Annotated in this window: 14 protein-coding genes and 1 pseudogene; 14 read left to right on the top strand and 1 reads right to left on the bottom strand. The window is 64.6% G+C overall.

The features are described from left to right. The first annotated feature begins 317 nt into the window (after positions 1–317). The 7 genes from EQ874_RS20475 to EQ874_RS20445 all read left to right on the top strand — a co-directional run bounded on the left by EQ874_RS20475 (position 318) and on the right by EQ874_RS20445 (position 9075). Positions 318–953, top strand: coding sequence for a hypothetical protein (locus EQ874_RS20475; protein ID WP_129977959.1), 636 nt, complete (start codon positions 318–320; stop codon positions 951–953). Beyond that, positions 946–2343 (top strand): glutamine synthetase family protein, encoded by a 1398-nt coding sequence (locus tag EQ874_RS20470; RefSeq protein ID WP_129977958.1) that lies wholly within the window; start codon positions 946–948, stop codon positions 2341–2343. The genes EQ874_RS20475 and EQ874_RS20470 overlap by 8 nt, the downstream gene beginning before the upstream one ends. Before the next feature lie 23 nt (positions 2344–2366). Then, on the top strand, positions 2367–3449 hold the full coding sequence (locus EQ874_RS20465) for a Zn-dependent alcohol dehydrogenase (RefSeq protein WP_242496843.1): 1083 nt from the start codon (positions 2367–2369) through the stop codon (positions 3447–3449). Between the two features lie 44 nt (positions 3450–3493). After that, on the top strand, positions 3494–4930 hold the full coding sequence (locus EQ874_RS20460) for an aldehyde dehydrogenase family protein (RefSeq protein WP_129977956.1): 1437 nt from the start codon (positions 3494–3496) through the stop codon (positions 4928–4930). 250 nt (positions 4931–5180) lie between these two features. Next, on the top strand, positions 5181–6047 hold the full coding sequence (locus EQ874_RS20455; protein WP_129977955.1) for a phytanoyl-CoA dioxygenase family protein: 867 nt from the start codon (positions 5181–5183) through the stop codon (positions 6045–6047). 535 nt (positions 6048–6582) lie between these two features. After that, entirely contained in the window at positions 6583–8043 is a 1461-nt protein-coding gene (locus EQ874_RS20450) for an NAD(P)/FAD-dependent oxidoreductase (protein ID WP_242496842.1), read from the top strand. A 135-nt stretch (positions 8044–8178) separates the two neighbouring features. Then, positions 8179–9075, top strand: a complete 897-nt coding sequence (locus EQ874_RS20445) for a phytanoyl-CoA dioxygenase family protein (protein WP_129977954.1) — start codon at positions 8179–8181, stop codon at positions 9073–9075. A gap of 194 nt (positions 9076–9269) precedes the next feature. On the opposite strand, the pseudogene EQ874_RS22970 reads toward EQ874_RS20445, so the two are convergent. Then, positions 9270–9395 (bottom strand): annotated as a pseudogene (locus tag EQ874_RS22970) (ABC transporter ATP-binding protein); the annotation flags it as partial. Between the two features lie 159 nt (positions 9396–9554). Between EQ874_RS22970 and EQ874_RS23260 the strand changes: the two are divergent. From EQ874_RS23260 to EQ874_RS20415, 7 genes are all read left to right on the top strand, one after another. Further along, positions 9555–9779, top strand: a complete 225-nt coding sequence (locus EQ874_RS23260; RefSeq protein ID WP_242496841.1) for a DUF1016 N-terminal domain-containing protein — start codon at positions 9555–9557, stop codon at positions 9777–9779. Positions 9780–9807: 28 nt separating this feature from the next. Continuing rightward, positions 9808–10584: a PDDEXK nuclease domain-containing protein gene (locus tag EQ874_RS20440; protein ID WP_242496840.1), complete on the top strand. Its 777-nt coding sequence runs from the start codon at positions 9808–9810 to the stop codon at positions 10582–10584. A gap of 240 nt (positions 10585–10824) precedes the next feature. Next, positions 10825–11031 carry a hypothetical protein gene (locus tag EQ874_RS22965; RefSeq protein WP_024100308.1) on the top strand — a complete coding sequence of 69 codons (207 nt, stop codon included), beginning with the start codon at positions 10825–10827 and terminating at the stop codon, positions 11029–11031. A 70-nt stretch (positions 11032–11101) separates the two neighbouring features. Then, positions 11102–11401 carry an SHOCT domain-containing protein gene (locus EQ874_RS20430; RefSeq protein WP_129977953.1) on the top strand — a complete coding sequence of 100 codons (300 nt, stop codon included), beginning with the start codon at positions 11102–11104 and terminating at the stop codon, positions 11399–11401. Next, complete coding sequence (locus EQ874_RS20425) at positions 11394–12908, top strand: multicopper oxidase family protein (protein WP_129977952.1); 1515 nt, start codon at positions 11394–11396, stop codon at positions 12906–12908. Before EQ874_RS20430 ends, EQ874_RS20425 begins: the two co-directional genes overlap by 8 nt. 76 nt (positions 12909–12984) lie before the next feature. Next, complete coding sequence (locus EQ874_RS20420) at positions 12985–13638, top strand: DUF305 domain-containing protein (RefSeq protein ID WP_129977951.1); 654 nt, start codon at positions 12985–12987, stop codon at positions 13636–13638. Between the two features lie 231 nt (positions 13639–13869). Then, positions 13870–15840, top strand: a complete 1971-nt coding sequence (locus EQ874_RS20415) for a heavy metal translocating P-type ATPase (RefSeq protein WP_242496850.1) — start codon at positions 13870–13872, stop codon at positions 15838–15840. The last annotated feature ends 39 nt before the right edge of the window (positions 15841–15879 follow it).

Below are 15879 nucleotides of genomic sequence, written 5' to 3'. Positions count from 1 at the left end.
CCACATACTTAGGCAACTGCCCAAGCCGAATGGCCAAATGAGTGACGCGGGTTTTTGAGCAAGTCGAGGCTCACAGCAAGGATGCACAGGGACGGACGGGCCCGAACCTCGCGCCGATCTTCAGGCCTCCGACGGTGTGGAGGCCGACATCTTTCCGGATGCGCTCCGGCGGGTGCTCGCCAGAGACGTCACCCATCGGTGGAGACATCCCGGATACCGCAGCCACGGGGGAGAACCGGGAGAACGGTCGAAGTCGGCTCGGAGCGGCTCCTTCGGTCCCGTGAAACGGCCTCGTGAAACGAGAAGGTGAGTGTGAAATGACAGCGGTTGTAACGACCGAGCCGACATCGGTGATCGAAGTCGAAGCGGATCCGACACCGATGGTGCTGTCGGTGGCACGGACGCTGCGGAGCAGCGCTCGAAACCAGGATTCGGCCGAGCAACTCGCGAACGCGCGAGGGACGGTAGTCCTCCGAGATGTACAGACGCCTCAAGCGGTTACGATCACGTTCACCGAAACCGGTGCCCGGATCGCTCACGGTGCCATCACGGGGTCCACCGTCGAGTTGAGGGTGGACGCGAGCAACGGCTTCGCAGTTCTCGGCGGTGGCGAAGACGGCGTCGAGTTGTCGACGATCACCGTGGCTTTGTTGTCGCCGTCGTTGCCGGATTGGCGCGAAGCCGCGGTCCGATTCTGGGATTTCACTTCTTCCGATCCGGGCATGCCCGATCGGCTCGTGCTCGAGGACACCGACTCCGGCACACGTCTGACCGTAGGAGAGGGGCCGGTCGGCTACGAGATCGCAGGATCCGCAACAGATCTGGCTCGTATCCTCAGCGGAGTCGATTCCCTGTTCGATGCCGTGTTCGGCAAGAAGGTCACCATCCTGGGGACGTTCGCCCAATTGTCCGTAATGGTCGGTGCTTCCTGGAAGGTGCAGTTCCATGGGTGAGTTTGCAACAGTCGGTCGTCCGTCGGATCTCTCCCGGGAAGGCCTGGAGCACTGGTTCGCCGAGCGTGGAATCCGCACGGTGCAGGTCGGGGCAACGAACCTCGAGAACACTTTCGTCGGAAAGGTGGTCACCCCCGCGAAGCTTCTGTCGGGCATCGAGTCCGGCTTTGCGCTGGCCGACGTCGGAGCTCTCGGTCTCGATCTCGGCAACGTGCCCCAGCTGGGTTTTGCATGGCCGGAATGGCGCGGCGAGATGATCGACATCTTGATGCGCCCGGATCTGTCCACTGTGATCGAGTACACCCCGGGTCGCGCTTCGGTGATCGCGGACTTCCACAGCCCCGTCAACGGACCGCTGGGTGTCTGTCCCCGCAGCACCGTGCGCCGCCTCCGTGACAGAGTGAAGGACAAAGGGTTCGACACCAAGGTCGCGATCGAGATCGAGGCCACCGTGTTCGAGGAGTCGATCTCGGAGGCTCGCGCCAAAGGGTTCCGGGACCTTTCCCCTCTCGGTGGTCCCGCCGGCAATTGCTACAACCTGTTCAAGGAGAAGGGCTGGGACGAGTACCTGTCGGTCGTGGTGGCCCGGCTGGAAGAGCTCGGTATCGGCTGGGAGGCATACAACGACGAAGGCGCGGTCGGGCAGATCGAGATCAACCTCGCTCCTGTGGACGCCTTGACAGCAGCGGACAACTGGGCGCGTGCGCGCCAGGTCATGCGCGAGGTGGCCGCAGAACAAGGACACTGCGTGACCTTCATGGCCAAACCCACCGACGGCTGGGGCCAGGCCTCCCACATCAACTTCTCTCTGCTGCGGGACGGAGAGAACGCGTTCTTCGCACCCGACGGTCCTTCGAAGACGATGAACCATGTCATCGGCGGCCTGATGTCGTCGCTGGCGGCCGTGACCTCGTTGGCGATGCCGAACATCACGTCCTACCGGCGGCTTCAGGACCTCGAAGGACCGCCGACCACCTTGACCTGGGGAATCGGGAACAAGTCGGCCGCCATCCGGGCTGTGGTCGCGCATCCGAAATACTCGCGCCTCGAGTACCGGGTCCCCGGATCGGATGCGAACCTGTATCTGGTGACGGCCGCGGTGCTCGCGGGCGCTCTCTCCGGGATCGAGAACGAGATTGCAGCGCCCGAGCCCTTCGATCAGATGGCGTGGAGCACTGCCGGAGGCATCGAACGAATCCCGAACACCATCAGTAAGGCTCGTGCCGCGCTGGAGTCCGACACCCTGCTACCCGAAACTCTGGGTAGGGAACTGATCGATTACTGGGTAGGCACCCGGAAATGGGAGTGGCTGATGTGGCACACAACCGGCGGTGATCCCGATGCTCCACTCACCTCGTGGGAGCTCGACCGATATTTCGAGTTCGTCTGATGCCGCGGACTATTCGGGCAGCCGTGTTGAACGCTGCCCCGGGAAAACTGGACCTCGAGTCGCTCGTCATCGACGATCCCGGTCCGGACGAGGTCCGGGTCACGATCATGCATGCCGGCTTGTGCCACTCCGATCTGCACGAGATCGACGGCACCTTCGACACGACTCCCCCCATCGTCCTGGGCCACGAAGCATCGGGTGTGGTCGAAGCAGTGGGCGAAAATGTCACCGACATAGCGGTGGGAGACCACGTTCTCACTTGCCTGTCCGTCTTCTGCGGCACCTGCCGGTACTGCATGAACGGACGACTGACGTTGTGCGTGAATCGTTCACAGTTGGCATCCGAGAGGCCGCGTCCGCGACTGACCAGTGCCTCGGGGCAGTCTGTGCGTCCGACCGCGGGCCTCGGTGCCTTCGCGGAAGCAATGCTCGCCCATCGCAACAGTGTCGTGGCCGTCCCGAAGGACATTCCACTGAGATCCGCCAGTATCCTCGGCTGTGCCGTTACCACCGGTCTCGGCGCGGTGTTCCGAAGTGCAAGGGTCGAGCCTGGCTCCGACGTGGCGGTCATCGGCACCGGAGGCATCGGTATCGCAGCGATTCAAGGCGCGCGAATCGCCGGTGCGGCACGAATCATCGCCGTGGATGTGGCATCGGAGAAGCTTCGGTCTGCGTTGAGGTTCGGCGCTACCGATGCAGTCGATGCGCGAGAGTGCGACCCCGTCGAAGCAGTTCGTGAGTTGACCGGCGGGGGTGCCGACTACACGTTCGAAGCCGTCGGTAACCACCGTACGGTCGAACAGGGGATCGCAATGCTCCGTCCTGCCGGCGTGTGCACGGTGGTCGGGATGGTTCCCGAGACGACACCGATCGAGATCTCCGGGAGCGAACTGTTCCTCCACGAGAAGCGACTCCAGGGCTCGTTCATGGGTTCGAACCGATTCAAGACCGATATCCCGCGCTATCTCGACCTCTATCGCCAGGGGCGGCTCATGCTCGACGAGATGGTGTCGGCGCACGTCGCACTGGAAGAGATCAATCACGGCTTCACCTTGATGGTCGGCGGCTCCGCCACTCGAGTGGTCGCCGACGTCCACGCCGACTGACCGGACCCCCTCTCTGCACCTTGCGGACCTACAGGAGAACTTGCATGACATCGACCCACTCCGAGCTGATCGTGAACCGCGACGAGTTCTTCATCGGCGGGGAATGGACCCGGTCCAGGGGGACGCAGCACATCTACGTCGAGAACCCGGCCACGGAGGAGATCTTCGGGAGGGTTCCGGCCGGGACACGAGATGATGTCGACCTGGCTGTCGAGGCCGCATCCGAGGCCTTCGACGAATGGTCGCGCACGGATGTCTCGGAACGCAGGATGGCTCTCGAGGCTCTGACCGACGCCCTGGCGTCGCGTCGTGAGCAGATCGCCCGGTTGGTGTCGGCGGAGATGGGTTGTCCCCTCGCATTGTCCCGGATCGCTCAAGCCGATACGCCGGTGGCGGTACTGCGGGGGATCGTGGCGGCGCTCGGCGAGATCGAGTTCGTCGAGACCATCGGTAGTTCGACCGTCTTCAAAGAAGCGGCGGGGGTCGTCGGGGCGATCACTCCCTGGAACTATCCGGTTCACCAGGCCGTTGCCAAGGTCGGTGCCGCTCTCGCCGCGGGGTGTACGGTCGTCCTCAAACCGAGCGAGATCACTCCACTGTCCGCGTACCTGATCGCGGAAGCTGCCATCGAGGCAGATCTTCCCGCCGGTGTGGTCAACCTCGTCACCGGGGTCGGAGCCGAGGTAGGACAGGCTCTGTCCGCACATCCGCTGGTCGATGTGATGTCGTTCACCGGATCGACCCGAGCGGGCCGATCCGTGATGCAGACCGCGGCGGGCACGATCAAGCGTGTCAGCCTCGAACTAGGCGGGAAGTCGGCCAATGTGATCCTTGCCGACGCCGACCTCGACGAGGCGGTGCGACGAGGTGTCGAACACGTGCTGGAAAACAGCGGTCAGACCTGCACCGCGTGGACCCGAATGGTAGTCCCCCGTCAGCGACAGGACGAGGTCATCGACATCGTTCGAGAGGAGTTCGCCGACGTTGTCGTCGGCAACCCGCTCGATCCGGCCACGACTCTCGGCCCCCTGGCCACGGCACACCAGCGAAGTATCGTCGAGGACTTCATAGTTCGAGGTGGTGTCGAAGGGGCCCGGCTTGCTGCCGGCGACGCCGTCCCGTGGAGTCGAGAAGGGCATTTCGTCCGCCCGGTCGCGTTCGCCGATGTGACCGCGGGCATGGACATCGCGCAGAAGGAAATTTTCGGTCCCGTGCTGTCGATTCTTCCGTACCGGACCGAGGACGAAGCTGTCGCAATCGCCAACGACTCGGACTATGGACTGAGCGGCGCCGTATGGTCGCGTGACCAAGATAGAGCGGTGCGAGTAGCTCAGAGAATCAGGACGGGCATGGTTTCCATCAACGGCGGGACGTTCAACGCCGCAGCGCCGTTCGGAGGTTTCAAACAGTCCGGCTTCGGCCGCGAGTTCGGTCGCTACGGCATCGAGGATTTTCTCGAGATCAAATCGCTGCAGTTCTGATGCCCACACGCTGCCGTCGAAGGGTGGGAGTCGTCAGTAATGCATAGGCTCGGTTCGGATCCCGGTGCGGCCCTGTGCTGTGCAGGGCTCGGGGATGGTGACCGATACGGAAATTCTTGGCCACGTGTATTGATCACATGGCCAACTCAACGTAGATTATTTGTAATGGGGGCCACAGGAGCGTGAGGTTCCTGTCCCGTCACCGGCCCACTGTCGGCCGGTGACGAACTGACGAAAGGCAGATGACAACATGACTGCTTCTACTGCGTCCCAACAATTGCGCGCCGTCGCCGATACGACACCGGTGGAGGAAATCCTTGCGATCGTCGAGGAGGACGGCGGCGTGATCATCGAGCAGTTCCTCACCCCGGAGCAGGTGCAGCGCTTCAACGCGGAGATCGATCCGAAGCTTGCCGGACTCGACGCCGGATCGAAGAATTCGGATCCGGCGATCGCCGGGTTCCACGGCAACAACACCAAGCGGCTGACCAACCTGATCACCCACAGCAAGACCTTTCGCGAAGAGGTTGTGGCACACGATCTCGTCGCCGCCCTGGCCGATGCTGTCTTCCTCGCGGACGCGGGCAGCTACTGGATGAGCACCGCGCAGACCATCGAGATCGGCCCCGGCAACAAGGCTCAGGTCCTCCATCGTGATCTGGAGAACTTCTACACCGCCGTCCAGGCCGGCCCTCGAGGCCCCGAGGTGACCATCAACTTCCTGACCGCCCTCACGGATTTCACCGACGAGAACGGTGCCACCCGCGTCATCCCCGGCAGCAACAAGTGGCCGGACTTCACCGATCGCGGCACGCCGGAAATGACCATTCCGGCGGAAATGAAGGCCGGCGACACGTTGTTCATCAGCGGCAAGGTCGTGCACGGGGGTGGCCACAACCGTACTTCCGACTTCTATCGACGCGCGGTCGCATGGACCTTCCAGCCCGGATACCTCACCCCCGAAGAGGCCTATCCTTTCATCGTCGACCTCGAACTTGCCAAGTCTCTGCCCGAACGAGTCCAGCGCTACATCGGATTCCGCTCCCAGTACCCCACCGGGTCCCCGGGGCTGTGGCAGGTCGACTACGACGAGCTCGCCCACCACATCGGGCTCTGATCCCCCGTGCGGATGACGGACCGTCGCGGCTCCCTCGAGCCCCGCCGGTCCGACTACCGCCGGAACGAAACGTGTGCCCCGCAAGGCAACTTGACGAGCGTCGGACCCATACCCGGGATGCTGCAGAGGACACGACATGTGCGCTGTCCGCCCTCTCGGATTACGAAACATTTGGCTCTGCAGTCGGATTCTCGCGTCGAACAGCCCGACATGTGACCCGGCCGCAGCGCCCGAACCGTCGATCCGAGCGTCCTGATCCTGTCGAAGACATCATCGACCGTATCTCCGAAAGAAAGGGTGGAACACCCTCGACACCAGTGCCGGTCGCATCTCGTCGACTCGGACCTGGGCGGCACCTCGGTCGCAGCGACGCCCTGTCGACCCCGAGAGGGACCACGAGGCGAGCAGTCGACGTCGGATGGATCGGACGCGGTAGTCGGACACGAACCGGTCCCACGTGTTCGTCACCAGCCGTGGAACAACACGATCGAATCCGTTGCCGTCGTCGGCGGTAATGAAATCATGAGGAGTAAGTGTGAAGTCACCGGCCAACATCGAGCATCTGGACGTGGTAATCGTCGGTGCCGGTATCTCGGGAATCGCTGCTGCAGTAGAGCTGTCCCGTTCCTGTCCCGACAAGAAATTTGCCATCGTGGAGATGCGGTCCCGTCTCGGAGGAACCTGGGATCTCTTCCGCTATCCCGGAATCCGTTCGGACAGTGATATGTACACCCTGGGCTACAGTTTCAAGCCGTGGACGGCATCCAAAGCTATCGCGTCCGGCGAGGCTATTCGTCACTATCTGCAAGAGACTGTCGACGAATACGGCCTCCACGAGAGGATCCGGTTGGAAACGCGGCTGAACAAGGCCGTGTGGAGCAGCGAGCACACCAGGTGGACCCTGACCCTGGAGACTCCCGACGGTCGGCGGAAAGTCTCTGCTGACCATATCTATCTCGGTGCCGGTTACTACAGCTACAGCGGTGGGTTCGATCCCGCACTTCCCGGCGAGGATGTCTTCGACGGCACCATTGTGCATCCCCAGCAGTGGCCCGAGAACCTGAACTATGTCGGGAAACGTATCGCCGTCATCGGTTCCGGCGCCACGGCGGTCACCTTGGTTCCCAGCATGGCCGACGATGCGCAGAAGGTCACGATGATCCAGCGCTCACCCACCTACCTGGCAACGGAGCCCGACGAGGACGAGGAAGCCGAGCAGCTGCGTGCCGCGATCGGACCGGTCGAAGCGTTCGAACGAATCCGGCTGCGCAAAATCGACAATCAGCAAACGCTGTACCAGCGCGCGCGGGTCGACGCCGAAGGCTACAAGGCCGATCTGTTCGCAGCGATCGAGGAGTTCGTCGGTTCCGACATCCGGGAGAAGCACTTCACTCCGAAATATGCCCCGTGGGATCAACGTGTCTGTTTCGTGCCGGACGGAGACCTCTTCAAGTCCATCCGCGACGGAAAGGCCGAAGTGGTCACCGGAACGATCGAGCGCTTGACCTCGGCCGGCGTTCTGATGTCCGACGGCGAGATCATCGAAGCAGACATCATCGTGAAGGCGACCGGTCTGAACCTCACGATCGGCGGGGACGCAGAGTTCTGTGTCGACGATCGACGTGTCGACTTCTCGGAGACCTATACGTACAAGGGCATGGCCTACTCGAACGTGCCCAACTTGGTGTTCGCGTTCGGTTTCCTGAACTCGTCGTGGACGCTTCGCATCGAGTTGGTCAATGCGTTCTGGATCCGAGTACTGCAGCGTATGGACGACCTCGGTGCATCGAGTGTGACACCGCGCCTGCGTCCCGAGGACGAGAGCGTGGAACCGGAACCGTTCATCTCGGACGTGAACTCCGGGTACTTCCGGCGGGGCCTTCCGAAACTGCCGAAACAGGGCAAGCCGCCATGGATCAATCCCCAGAGCTATGCCGCGACGCGCGCACTGTTCGACGAAGATCCCCAGGACGGTGTTCTGATCTTCGACAAGTAGCGGACCAGCTCTACGTGGTCGACACACCGATCCGATTGTGCAGAACAGACCGTCCACCCGAGCCTCCCGGGGCACCGCCTTCGAGACCTCACACGATCGCGTAGGCATACGAACAGATCAGACACGGAGACAATCATGGGACTGACCACCCTGGAGCCAACCGCCAGCGTCGGTGAAGTGGTAGCGGTTATCGAAGACGATGGTGGAGTGATCATTCGGGACTTCCTTTCCGCGGAAGCTCTCGCCGGACTGGAAGCCGATCTGCGTCCGATTCTCGACTCCCTCGCGTTCGGAGTCGACGAGGACTTCGCGGGAAAGAAGACCCGCAGGCTGGGGGGTGTGTTCAAGCACACCCGCCATGCGGACGAGGTTGTTCGCAATCCGCTCTATCGACAGACCGCCGAGCGCTTCTTGGCCATTCCCGAACGAGTGTGGTTCGGTGAGGACGCTGTCGAAGTGGTGCCCACCCTTCAGGTGGGAGTCACACAGGTCATCGAGATTCACCCCGGCGAGGGCGCCCAGCCCCTGCACCGCGACGATGCGGTATGGCAGTGGCGTCACCCGGAAGGGGGTCGCCAGGCTCGAGTGCAGATCATGATAGCCATCAGCGATTTCACTGAAGAGAACGGTGGAACTCTGGTCGTGCCCGGTAGCCACAAGTGGGACGACACTCGTGCACCGAAGCGTGACGAAGCGGTCTCCACGGTCATGACGGCGGGATCGGCGCTGATCTGGATCGGGTCCACCTACCATGGTGGAGGCGACAACAACTCCCGGTCTCCACGCACCGGCCTGACATTGAGCTTCGATCTCGGATATCTGCGACAGGAGGAGAATCACTACCTCGTGCTCCCGCAGGAACAGGCCCGAATGCTGCCGGACGACATTGCGAAACTGGTCGGCTACCAGGCATGCCCACCTTTCATGGGGTGGGTGGAAGTCGGCGGTGTGATGCGTGACCCGCACGTGCTTCTCGAAGACGAAATAGATCCCTCTGCACAGGCTGCGGCCGGTAATCCCGCCGCGCCGTAGGGGATGGTCAGGTGGACCCGTGGCGCTGCACGTCCGATGCGGTTTCGATCTCGCACCGAACTTCGAGCGACGGGACGGCCGAGAGGCGACGGCTTCGGGATGCCCATCTCCGGTGGTCATGGTCGTCACCGCACCACACAGACGATCCGGTGCGGCATCGACTATCGCTCATCATGGTGTCCGCACACGAGAACTTCCTGCAGACCGCGCAGCAGGTGGGGCACCTGGGCACGGACCGAGACATCCAAGGCGGCAACGGGTTCACCGCGCACGATCATCTTCGGCTTGAGGGTCAACGCCCGGGCGACCGCGACGCGCTGGAGCCCGTCCCCGCCCACGTGGACGGTGCGGTCTCCGAGTCGCCGATATGCAACATCGCCACATCGACGACAGCCTCCCCGCCAGGTACCCGGCAACATCTCTGTAGGCTCGCCCTCCCAGGAGGACGGAGGGTCGGTTCGGTCCGTTAGCGTCGAGGAATGTCGTCTCCCGTCCCGTCCGAGTACGCCGATACGCTCGAGAGCATCAAACGGCTCGTGCATCGAGCACGCTACGTGGCCCAGCGCCGGGTGAACACCGAACTGCTCCGGCTCTACTGGCAGATCGGAGCGACGATCATCGAGCGACAGAAGACAGCTCCCTGGGGCAGCAAAGTCCTGTCCCGGCTCTCGGAGGATCTGCGCACCGAGTTTCCCGGAGTATAAGGGATTCTCCCCGGCCAACCTCAAGTACATGCGCAGGTTCGCTGAGGCCTGGCCCGACCCGGCGGCAATCGGCCAACGACCCGTTGGCCAATTGCCGTGGGGGCATGTCATCGAGTTGCTCGACAAGCTCGAGGACGTCGAGTTACGCGAGTGGTACAGCGCCAAGGACGTCGCACACGGCTGGAGTCGTCCCGTGCTGGCTCACCAGATCAAGACGAACCTGCACGCGCGGGAGGGGGCGGCCCCGTCGAACTTTCCGCGCGCTCTCGAACGCCCCGACTCCGAGCTGGCTCAGCAGATCATCAAGGATCCGTTCACGCTCGAGTTCCTCGCCATCGACGGGGACGCCGCCGAGCGCCAGCTCGAGGATCGGCTCGTCGAGCGCATCATCGACACTCTGCGTGAGCTCGGCCCCGGGTTCGCGTTCGTCGGTCGTCAGGTCCACTTCGATGTCGAGGGCGACGACTTCTTCGTCGATTTGCTGTTCTTCCACGTCGAACAGCTCCGGTACGTGGTCATCGAACTCGAGACCACCAAGTTCGACCCTCGTGATGCCGGCCAACTCGGCTTCTACGTCGCGCTGGTCGAGGATCGGTTGCGCAGACCGCAGCACCAGCCCACCGTCGGGATGCTCCTCGTCGCGGACAAGAACGAGTCCGTCGTCCGGTACGCCCTCGCCGGCACCACGCAGCCGATCGCGGTATCGCGCTACGACCTCTCGCCCGCCGAGCAGGCTGCGCTCCCCGCCGAGGACGCTCTCACACGGGCAGTTGCTCTCGAACTCGACGACCATATGCCGGAGTGACGAGACGCCGTCCATCTTTCTGCTCCTCACCTGAGATGGCGATGCGGAGAGGAAAGCGGACAGGGGCTGCACGGTGTGGCGGAACCGGCACGGAGTGTGACGGGCCCACGAGCGGCCCTCGGTTCCACCGACGGGCGCCGGGCTCACGATCTGCCACTGCGAGTCGCGCGGAGGGTCTCGATGCGCCGGAAAGTCGTGGCGAGGGATGTAGCACGCCGATCCGGCATTGACTTCGGTGTAGTGGAATCCGACGACGCGCAACGAGAAGCGCCCACCAGATTCGCCAAACGCGGTTCGTCCTCGACAATCATCGCCCGCAGACCGGTCGAGGGGCGCACCGGCGTCGTCGGGTCGCTGCCGGATGCGGGTGGGCGAGCGGAAGAGGACGTCACGGTGTCCACCATCGCCGGCACCGTCCAGGAGTCGGCGCCGCGGCGGGCTTCTTGAGCAAATCTTCATACGACCTCCACCGAACCTGTGGGGTGGATGCCCGACGCTGAAGGTACGAAACCGAGGGATGGAGGCGACCATGATGGGCTGGGTCGGTGACATCGGGTGGGCGGGATGGACCGTCATGACGGTGTGCACGCTCGTGTTCTGGGCGGTGGCGATCTATCTGGTGGCTACCCTGTTCCGCACCGATCGAGCAGACGGTCCTGCTCGCACCGAGCAGCAGGACGATCCACTGCGGACGCTCGAAAGGTGTTTCGCCCGTGGCGATATCACCTCCGATGAATTCGTGTCCCGCCGACGGACGTTGACGCAGCCCGGTGGCGCCGCCTCGACCGGCGAGCAACAGGAGCAGGCCCGTGGTTAGGATTCCCCGCCGAGCCTTCCTGATCGGCTCGATGCTGACCGGCGTCGGGGTTCTGGCGGCCTGTTCCCCGTCGGGGGCCGCGACCGGCGTGCCGGTGTCCGCCACGTCACCGGTGGTGCGTCGTCTCGAGCAGCAGCGCCGCTCCCCGGGCCAGCAGGTGGTCTCGGCCCGGTTGGCGCCGCGTCCGGTCGAGGTGGATCTCGGAGGACGCATCGTGTCCACCTGGGCATATGACGACCAGGTGCCGGGGCCGCTGATCCGCGCCCGTGCCGGGGATCTGCTGCGGGTGGAGGTGGACAACCAGCTGCCGGTGGAGACGAGTGTGCACTGGCACGGGTTGGCATTGAGCAACGACATGGACGGGGTTCCCGGGCTGACCCAGGACCCCATCGCCGCCGAAGGGCGGTTCGTCTACGAGTTCACCGTCCCTCATGCGGGCACGTACTTCTATCACTCCCATTCCGGTCTGCAACTCGACCGCGGGCTCTACGGCGCACTGATCGTCGATGATCCGGCCGATCCGGGTGCGTACGAGCACGAGTGGATCGTGGTGCTCGACGACTGGCTCGACGGCACCGGACGTACCCCTGAGGATGTGGCCCGCGAGCTCGGTATCGGTGCCGATACCGGCAACGGTGACACCACCACGGGCGGGATGGACCACGGCGCCATGGACATGGGCGGTATGGACATAGGGGAGGAAACCATGCTCTCGCCGCTGCTCGGCGGTGCCGGGGACGTGAGCTATCCCCATTTCCTCGTCGGTGGGCGTGTACCCGACGATCCGATGGTCCTGACCGCCGCACCCGGACAACGGGCACGGATCCGGTTCGTCAACGCCGGCGCCGACACCGCCTTCCGTGTCGCACTGGGCGGTCACCGGATGACGGTCACCCACACCGACGGTTTCCCGGTCGTACCGCAGGACACCGACGCACTGCTGATCGGCATGGGTGAGCGTTTCGACGTGCTGGTCACCCTCGGCGATGGGGTGTTTCCCCTGTTCGCCCAGGCCGAAGGCAAGACCGGGTACGGACAGGCCGTGGTGCGCACCGCCGCCGGCGAGTTGCCGCCACAACCCCGCCCCGATGAACTGGACCGGCGGGTGCTGCTCGGCACCGACCTTGCGCCCCGGGATCATGTGCGTCTGGCCGAGCGTGATCACGACCTGTATCACAGCGTGGATATGGGCGGGACCATGTCGCCGTACCGGTGGACCCTCAACGGCCGCGCTCATCCCGCCAGCGCACCGCTGAACGTCAACCAAGGACAACGGGTGCGCATGCGGATGCGCAACATGTCGGACATGTTCCACCCCATGCACCTGCACGGCCACACCTTCGCGCTCACCGACACCGGACTGCGCAAGGACACCGTCACCATCGGGCCGATGCGCACCGTCGAGATCGAATTCGATACCGACAACCCCGGCCGATGGGCGCTGCACTGCCACAACGCCTATCACCAGGAAGCGGGAATGATGACCACCGTGTCCTATCTGGCGTGATCGCCCCCCGCCGACCGGCGGTACCGAACCGTCCCATCACGATGCCTGTGCTCGTTCGAGAAAGGAACACACCCTGATGAACAAGAGGCCCCTTGCCGCCGGCGCCATGGCCCTGGCAGTGGTGTTCACCGCCGCTGCCTGCAGTGACTCCGACACCGGCACCACCGTCGCGACCTCGACCGCGCCGGCCTCGGCAAGCACGCCCGCAGAACAGGCTGCGGCTCACAACGACGCCGATGTGATGTTCGCGCAGATGATGATCCCGCACCACAGTCAGGCCATCGAGATGAGCGACATGCTCCTCGCCAAGGAGAACATCCCTGCCGAGGTCATCGCGCTGGCCGAGCAGATCAAGGCCGCGCAGGGACCGGAAATCGAACAGCTCGAGTCCTGGCTCGAACAGTGGGGTGAACCCACCGAAATGCCCGATACCAGCAACAACGACATGCCGGGCATGGACATGAACGAGGGCATGGACGGTATGGAGGGAATGCAGATGGAAGGGATGATGAGCGAGGAGGACATGCAGGCGTTGGCGGATGCGCAGGGCATCGACGCGGCCCGCTTGTTCCTCGAGCAGATGATCGCCCACCACGAAGGCGCCGTCGACATGGCACAGACCGAGATCGAGGACGGGCAGTTCCCCGATGCGGTGGTCATGGCCCGCACCATCGTCGACACTCAGCAGCAGGAGATCGACACCATGCGTGAGCTGCTGACCACCCTGTAACCGGCCCCGCCCGGTTTTCTCTCGGCCCGCCATCCCAGGAGGCTTTCGATGTCGCACCCGGACCAGGGATACCCCCACCCCGGCCCGGCGCCCGCCCGGCACGAGCACGGCGCCAGCGTTCAGAGTCCGACCCCCGACGAGCACGACGTGCACGGCGAGTACCTCGCCCACGTCGGGCCGGGTGAGCACACCGGGCACGATCGGCACGCCGGACACGGTGCGCACGGAGAGATGTTCCGACGACGCTTCTGGGTGTCGCTGATCCTGTCGCTACCGGTCGTGGGGTTCAGCCACATGGTCGCCGAGCTGCTCGGCTACACCATGCCGGACTTTCCCGGGGCCATGTGGATTCCGCCGGTACTGGGCACGGTGATCTTCGTCTACGGCGGCACCCCGTTCCTCACCGGCGGCTGGGCCGAACTGCGCTCGCGCCGACCGGGGATGATGCTGCTGATCGCGATGGCCATCAGCGTCGCCTTCCTCGCCTCGTGGATCACCACCCTCGGCCTCGGCGGTTTCGACCTGGACTTCTGGTGGGAGCTGGCGCTGCTGATCGTGATCATGCTGCTCGGGCACTGGCTCGAGATGCGCGCTCTCGGGTCGGCGTCGGGCGCACTCGACGCGCTGGCGGCGATGCTGCCCGACACCGCCGAGAAGATCACCGACGACGGCACCGAGGAAGTGTCACTGGCGGACTTGGCCCTCGACGACGTAGTGCTCGTGCGAGCCGGGGCCCGGGTGCCCGCCGACGGCACCGTCATCGACGGACGTGCCGAGGTCGACGAATCGATGATCACCGGCGAATCGAAGACCGTCACCCGCGGAAGCGGTGACACCGTCGTCGCCGGCACCGTCGCCACCGACAGCGCCCTGCGCGTGCGGATCACCGCCCTCGGTGAGGACACCGCCCTGGCCGGCATCCGACGCATGGTCGCCGATGCCCAGGCGTCGTCGTCGCGTGCGCAGGCGCTGGCGGACAAGGCCGCAGCGTTTCTGTTCTACTTCGCCGCGATCGCCGGCCTGCTCACCTTCGCGGTGTGGGCGCTGCTCGGCAACATCGACGAAGCGGTGGTGCGGACGGTCACCGTGCTGGTCATCGCCTGCCCCCACGCCCTGGGACTGGCGATCCCGCTGGTGATCGCGATCTCCACCGAACGCGCCGCCGAAGCCGGTGTGCTGGTCAAGGACCGGCTCTCGCTCGAACGCATGCGCACCGTCGAGGTGGTCCTGTTCGACAAGACCGGCACCCTCACCCAGGGACGGCACCAGGTCACCGATGTCACGACCGCCCACGGAATCGGCGAGTCGTATCTGCTGGCCCGCGCCGCCGCGGTCGAAGCCGACAGCGAACATCCCGTCGCACGCGCGATCGTGGACGCAGCGGACACCCGCGTCCCGACAAACGAGCGGCTCACCGCCACCGACTTCCGGTCCCTGCCCGGCCGCGGTGTGCGGGCGCTCGTCGACGGCACTGCGGTGACCGTCGGCGGCCCCGCCATGCTCACCGACGTGGCGCTGTCGGTACCCGCCGACGTCACCGCGGTCACCGAGGGATGGGTACGGCGCGGAGCCTCGGTGCTGCATATCGCCGAAGATGATCGGGTGCTCGGTGCAGTCGCACTCGAGGACGCCGTCCGCGAGGAGTCTCGCCAGGCGATCGACGCCCTGCACGCCCGCGGAGTCAAGGTCGCGATGATCACCGGCGATGCCCGGCAGGTCGCCGACACCGTGGCGGCCGATCTCGGCATCGACGAGGTGTTCGCCGAGGTGCTGCCCGAACACAAGGACGCGAAGGTCACCGAACTCCAACAGCGTGGACACACGGTCGCCATGGTCGGTGACGGTGTCAACGACGCCCCGGCCCTGGCCCGGGCCGACGTGGGGGTGGCGATCGGTGCCGGCACCGATGTCGCGATCGAATCCGCCGGGGTGGTGCTGGCGGCGAACGATCCGCGGGCGGTGCTGTCGATCATCGAGCTCTCCCACGCCAGCTACCGGAAGATGTGGCAGAACCTGGTGTGGGCGACCGGCTACAACATCATCGCCGTGCCCCTGGCCGCTGGCGTGCTCGCCTTCGCCGGTGTTGCGATCTCCCCGGCGGTGGCTGCGGTGCTCATGTCGGTCTCGACCATCGTCGTCGCCCTCAACGCCCAGCTACTGCGCCGCCTCGACCTCGACCCCGCCCACCTGACCCGCACCTGACCGGCGCGGCACCCACCCCCTTCGAGAAAGTCTCTCTGT

Source organism: Rhodococcus sp. Q1 (assembly GCF_004153645.1).
In the GTDB taxonomy this organism is placed as follows: Bacteria; Actinomycetota; Actinomycetes; order Mycobacteriales; family Mycobacteriaceae; genus Rhodococcus; species Rhodococcus gordoniae.
Note: the sequence above shows the minus strand (reverse complement) of the source record. Positions and strands in the feature narration are given on the sequence as shown.

What these genes read in the sequence shown, in the direction of transcription:
- EQ874_RS20475 (WP_129977959.1), top strand. Translation starts at nt 318, where the DNA reads ATGACAGCGGTTGTAACGACCGAGCCGACATCGGTGATCGAAGTCGAA.
- EQ874_RS20470 (WP_129977958.1), top strand. Translation starts at nt 946, where the DNA reads ATGGGTGAGTTTGCAACAGTCGGTCGTCCGTCGGATCTCTCCCGGGAA.
- EQ874_RS20460 (WP_129977956.1), top strand. Translation starts at nt 3,494, where the DNA reads ATGACATCGACCCACTCCGAGCTGATCGTGAACCGCGACGAGTTCTTC.
- EQ874_RS20455 (WP_129977955.1), top strand. Translation starts at nt 5,181, where the DNA reads ATGACTGCTTCTACTGCGTCCCAACAATTGCGCGCCGTCGCCGATACG.
- EQ874_RS20445 (WP_129977954.1), top strand. Translation starts at nt 8,179, where the DNA reads ATGGGACTGACCACCCTGGAGCCAACCGCCAGCGTCGGTGAAGTGGTA.
- EQ874_RS23260 (WP_242496841.1), top strand. Translation starts at nt 9,555, where the DNA reads ATGTCGTCTCCCGTCCCGTCCGAGTACGCCGATACGCTCGAGAGCATC.
- EQ874_RS20440 (WP_242496840.1), top strand. Translation starts at nt 9,808, where the DNA reads ATGCGCAGGTTCGCTGAGGCCTGGCCCGACCCGGCGGCAATCGGCCAA.
- EQ874_RS20430 (WP_129977953.1), top strand. Translation starts at nt 11,102, where the DNA reads ATGGAGGCGACCATGATGGGCTGGGTCGGTGACATCGGGTGGGCGGGA.
- EQ874_RS20420 (WP_129977951.1), top strand. Translation starts at nt 12,985, where the DNA reads ATGAACAAGAGGCCCCTTGCCGCCGGCGCCATGGCCCTGGCAGTGGTG.
- EQ874_RS20415 (WP_242496850.1), top strand. Translation starts at nt 13,870, where the DNA reads ATGTTCCGACGACGCTTCTGGGTGTCGCTGATCCTGTCGCTACCGGTC.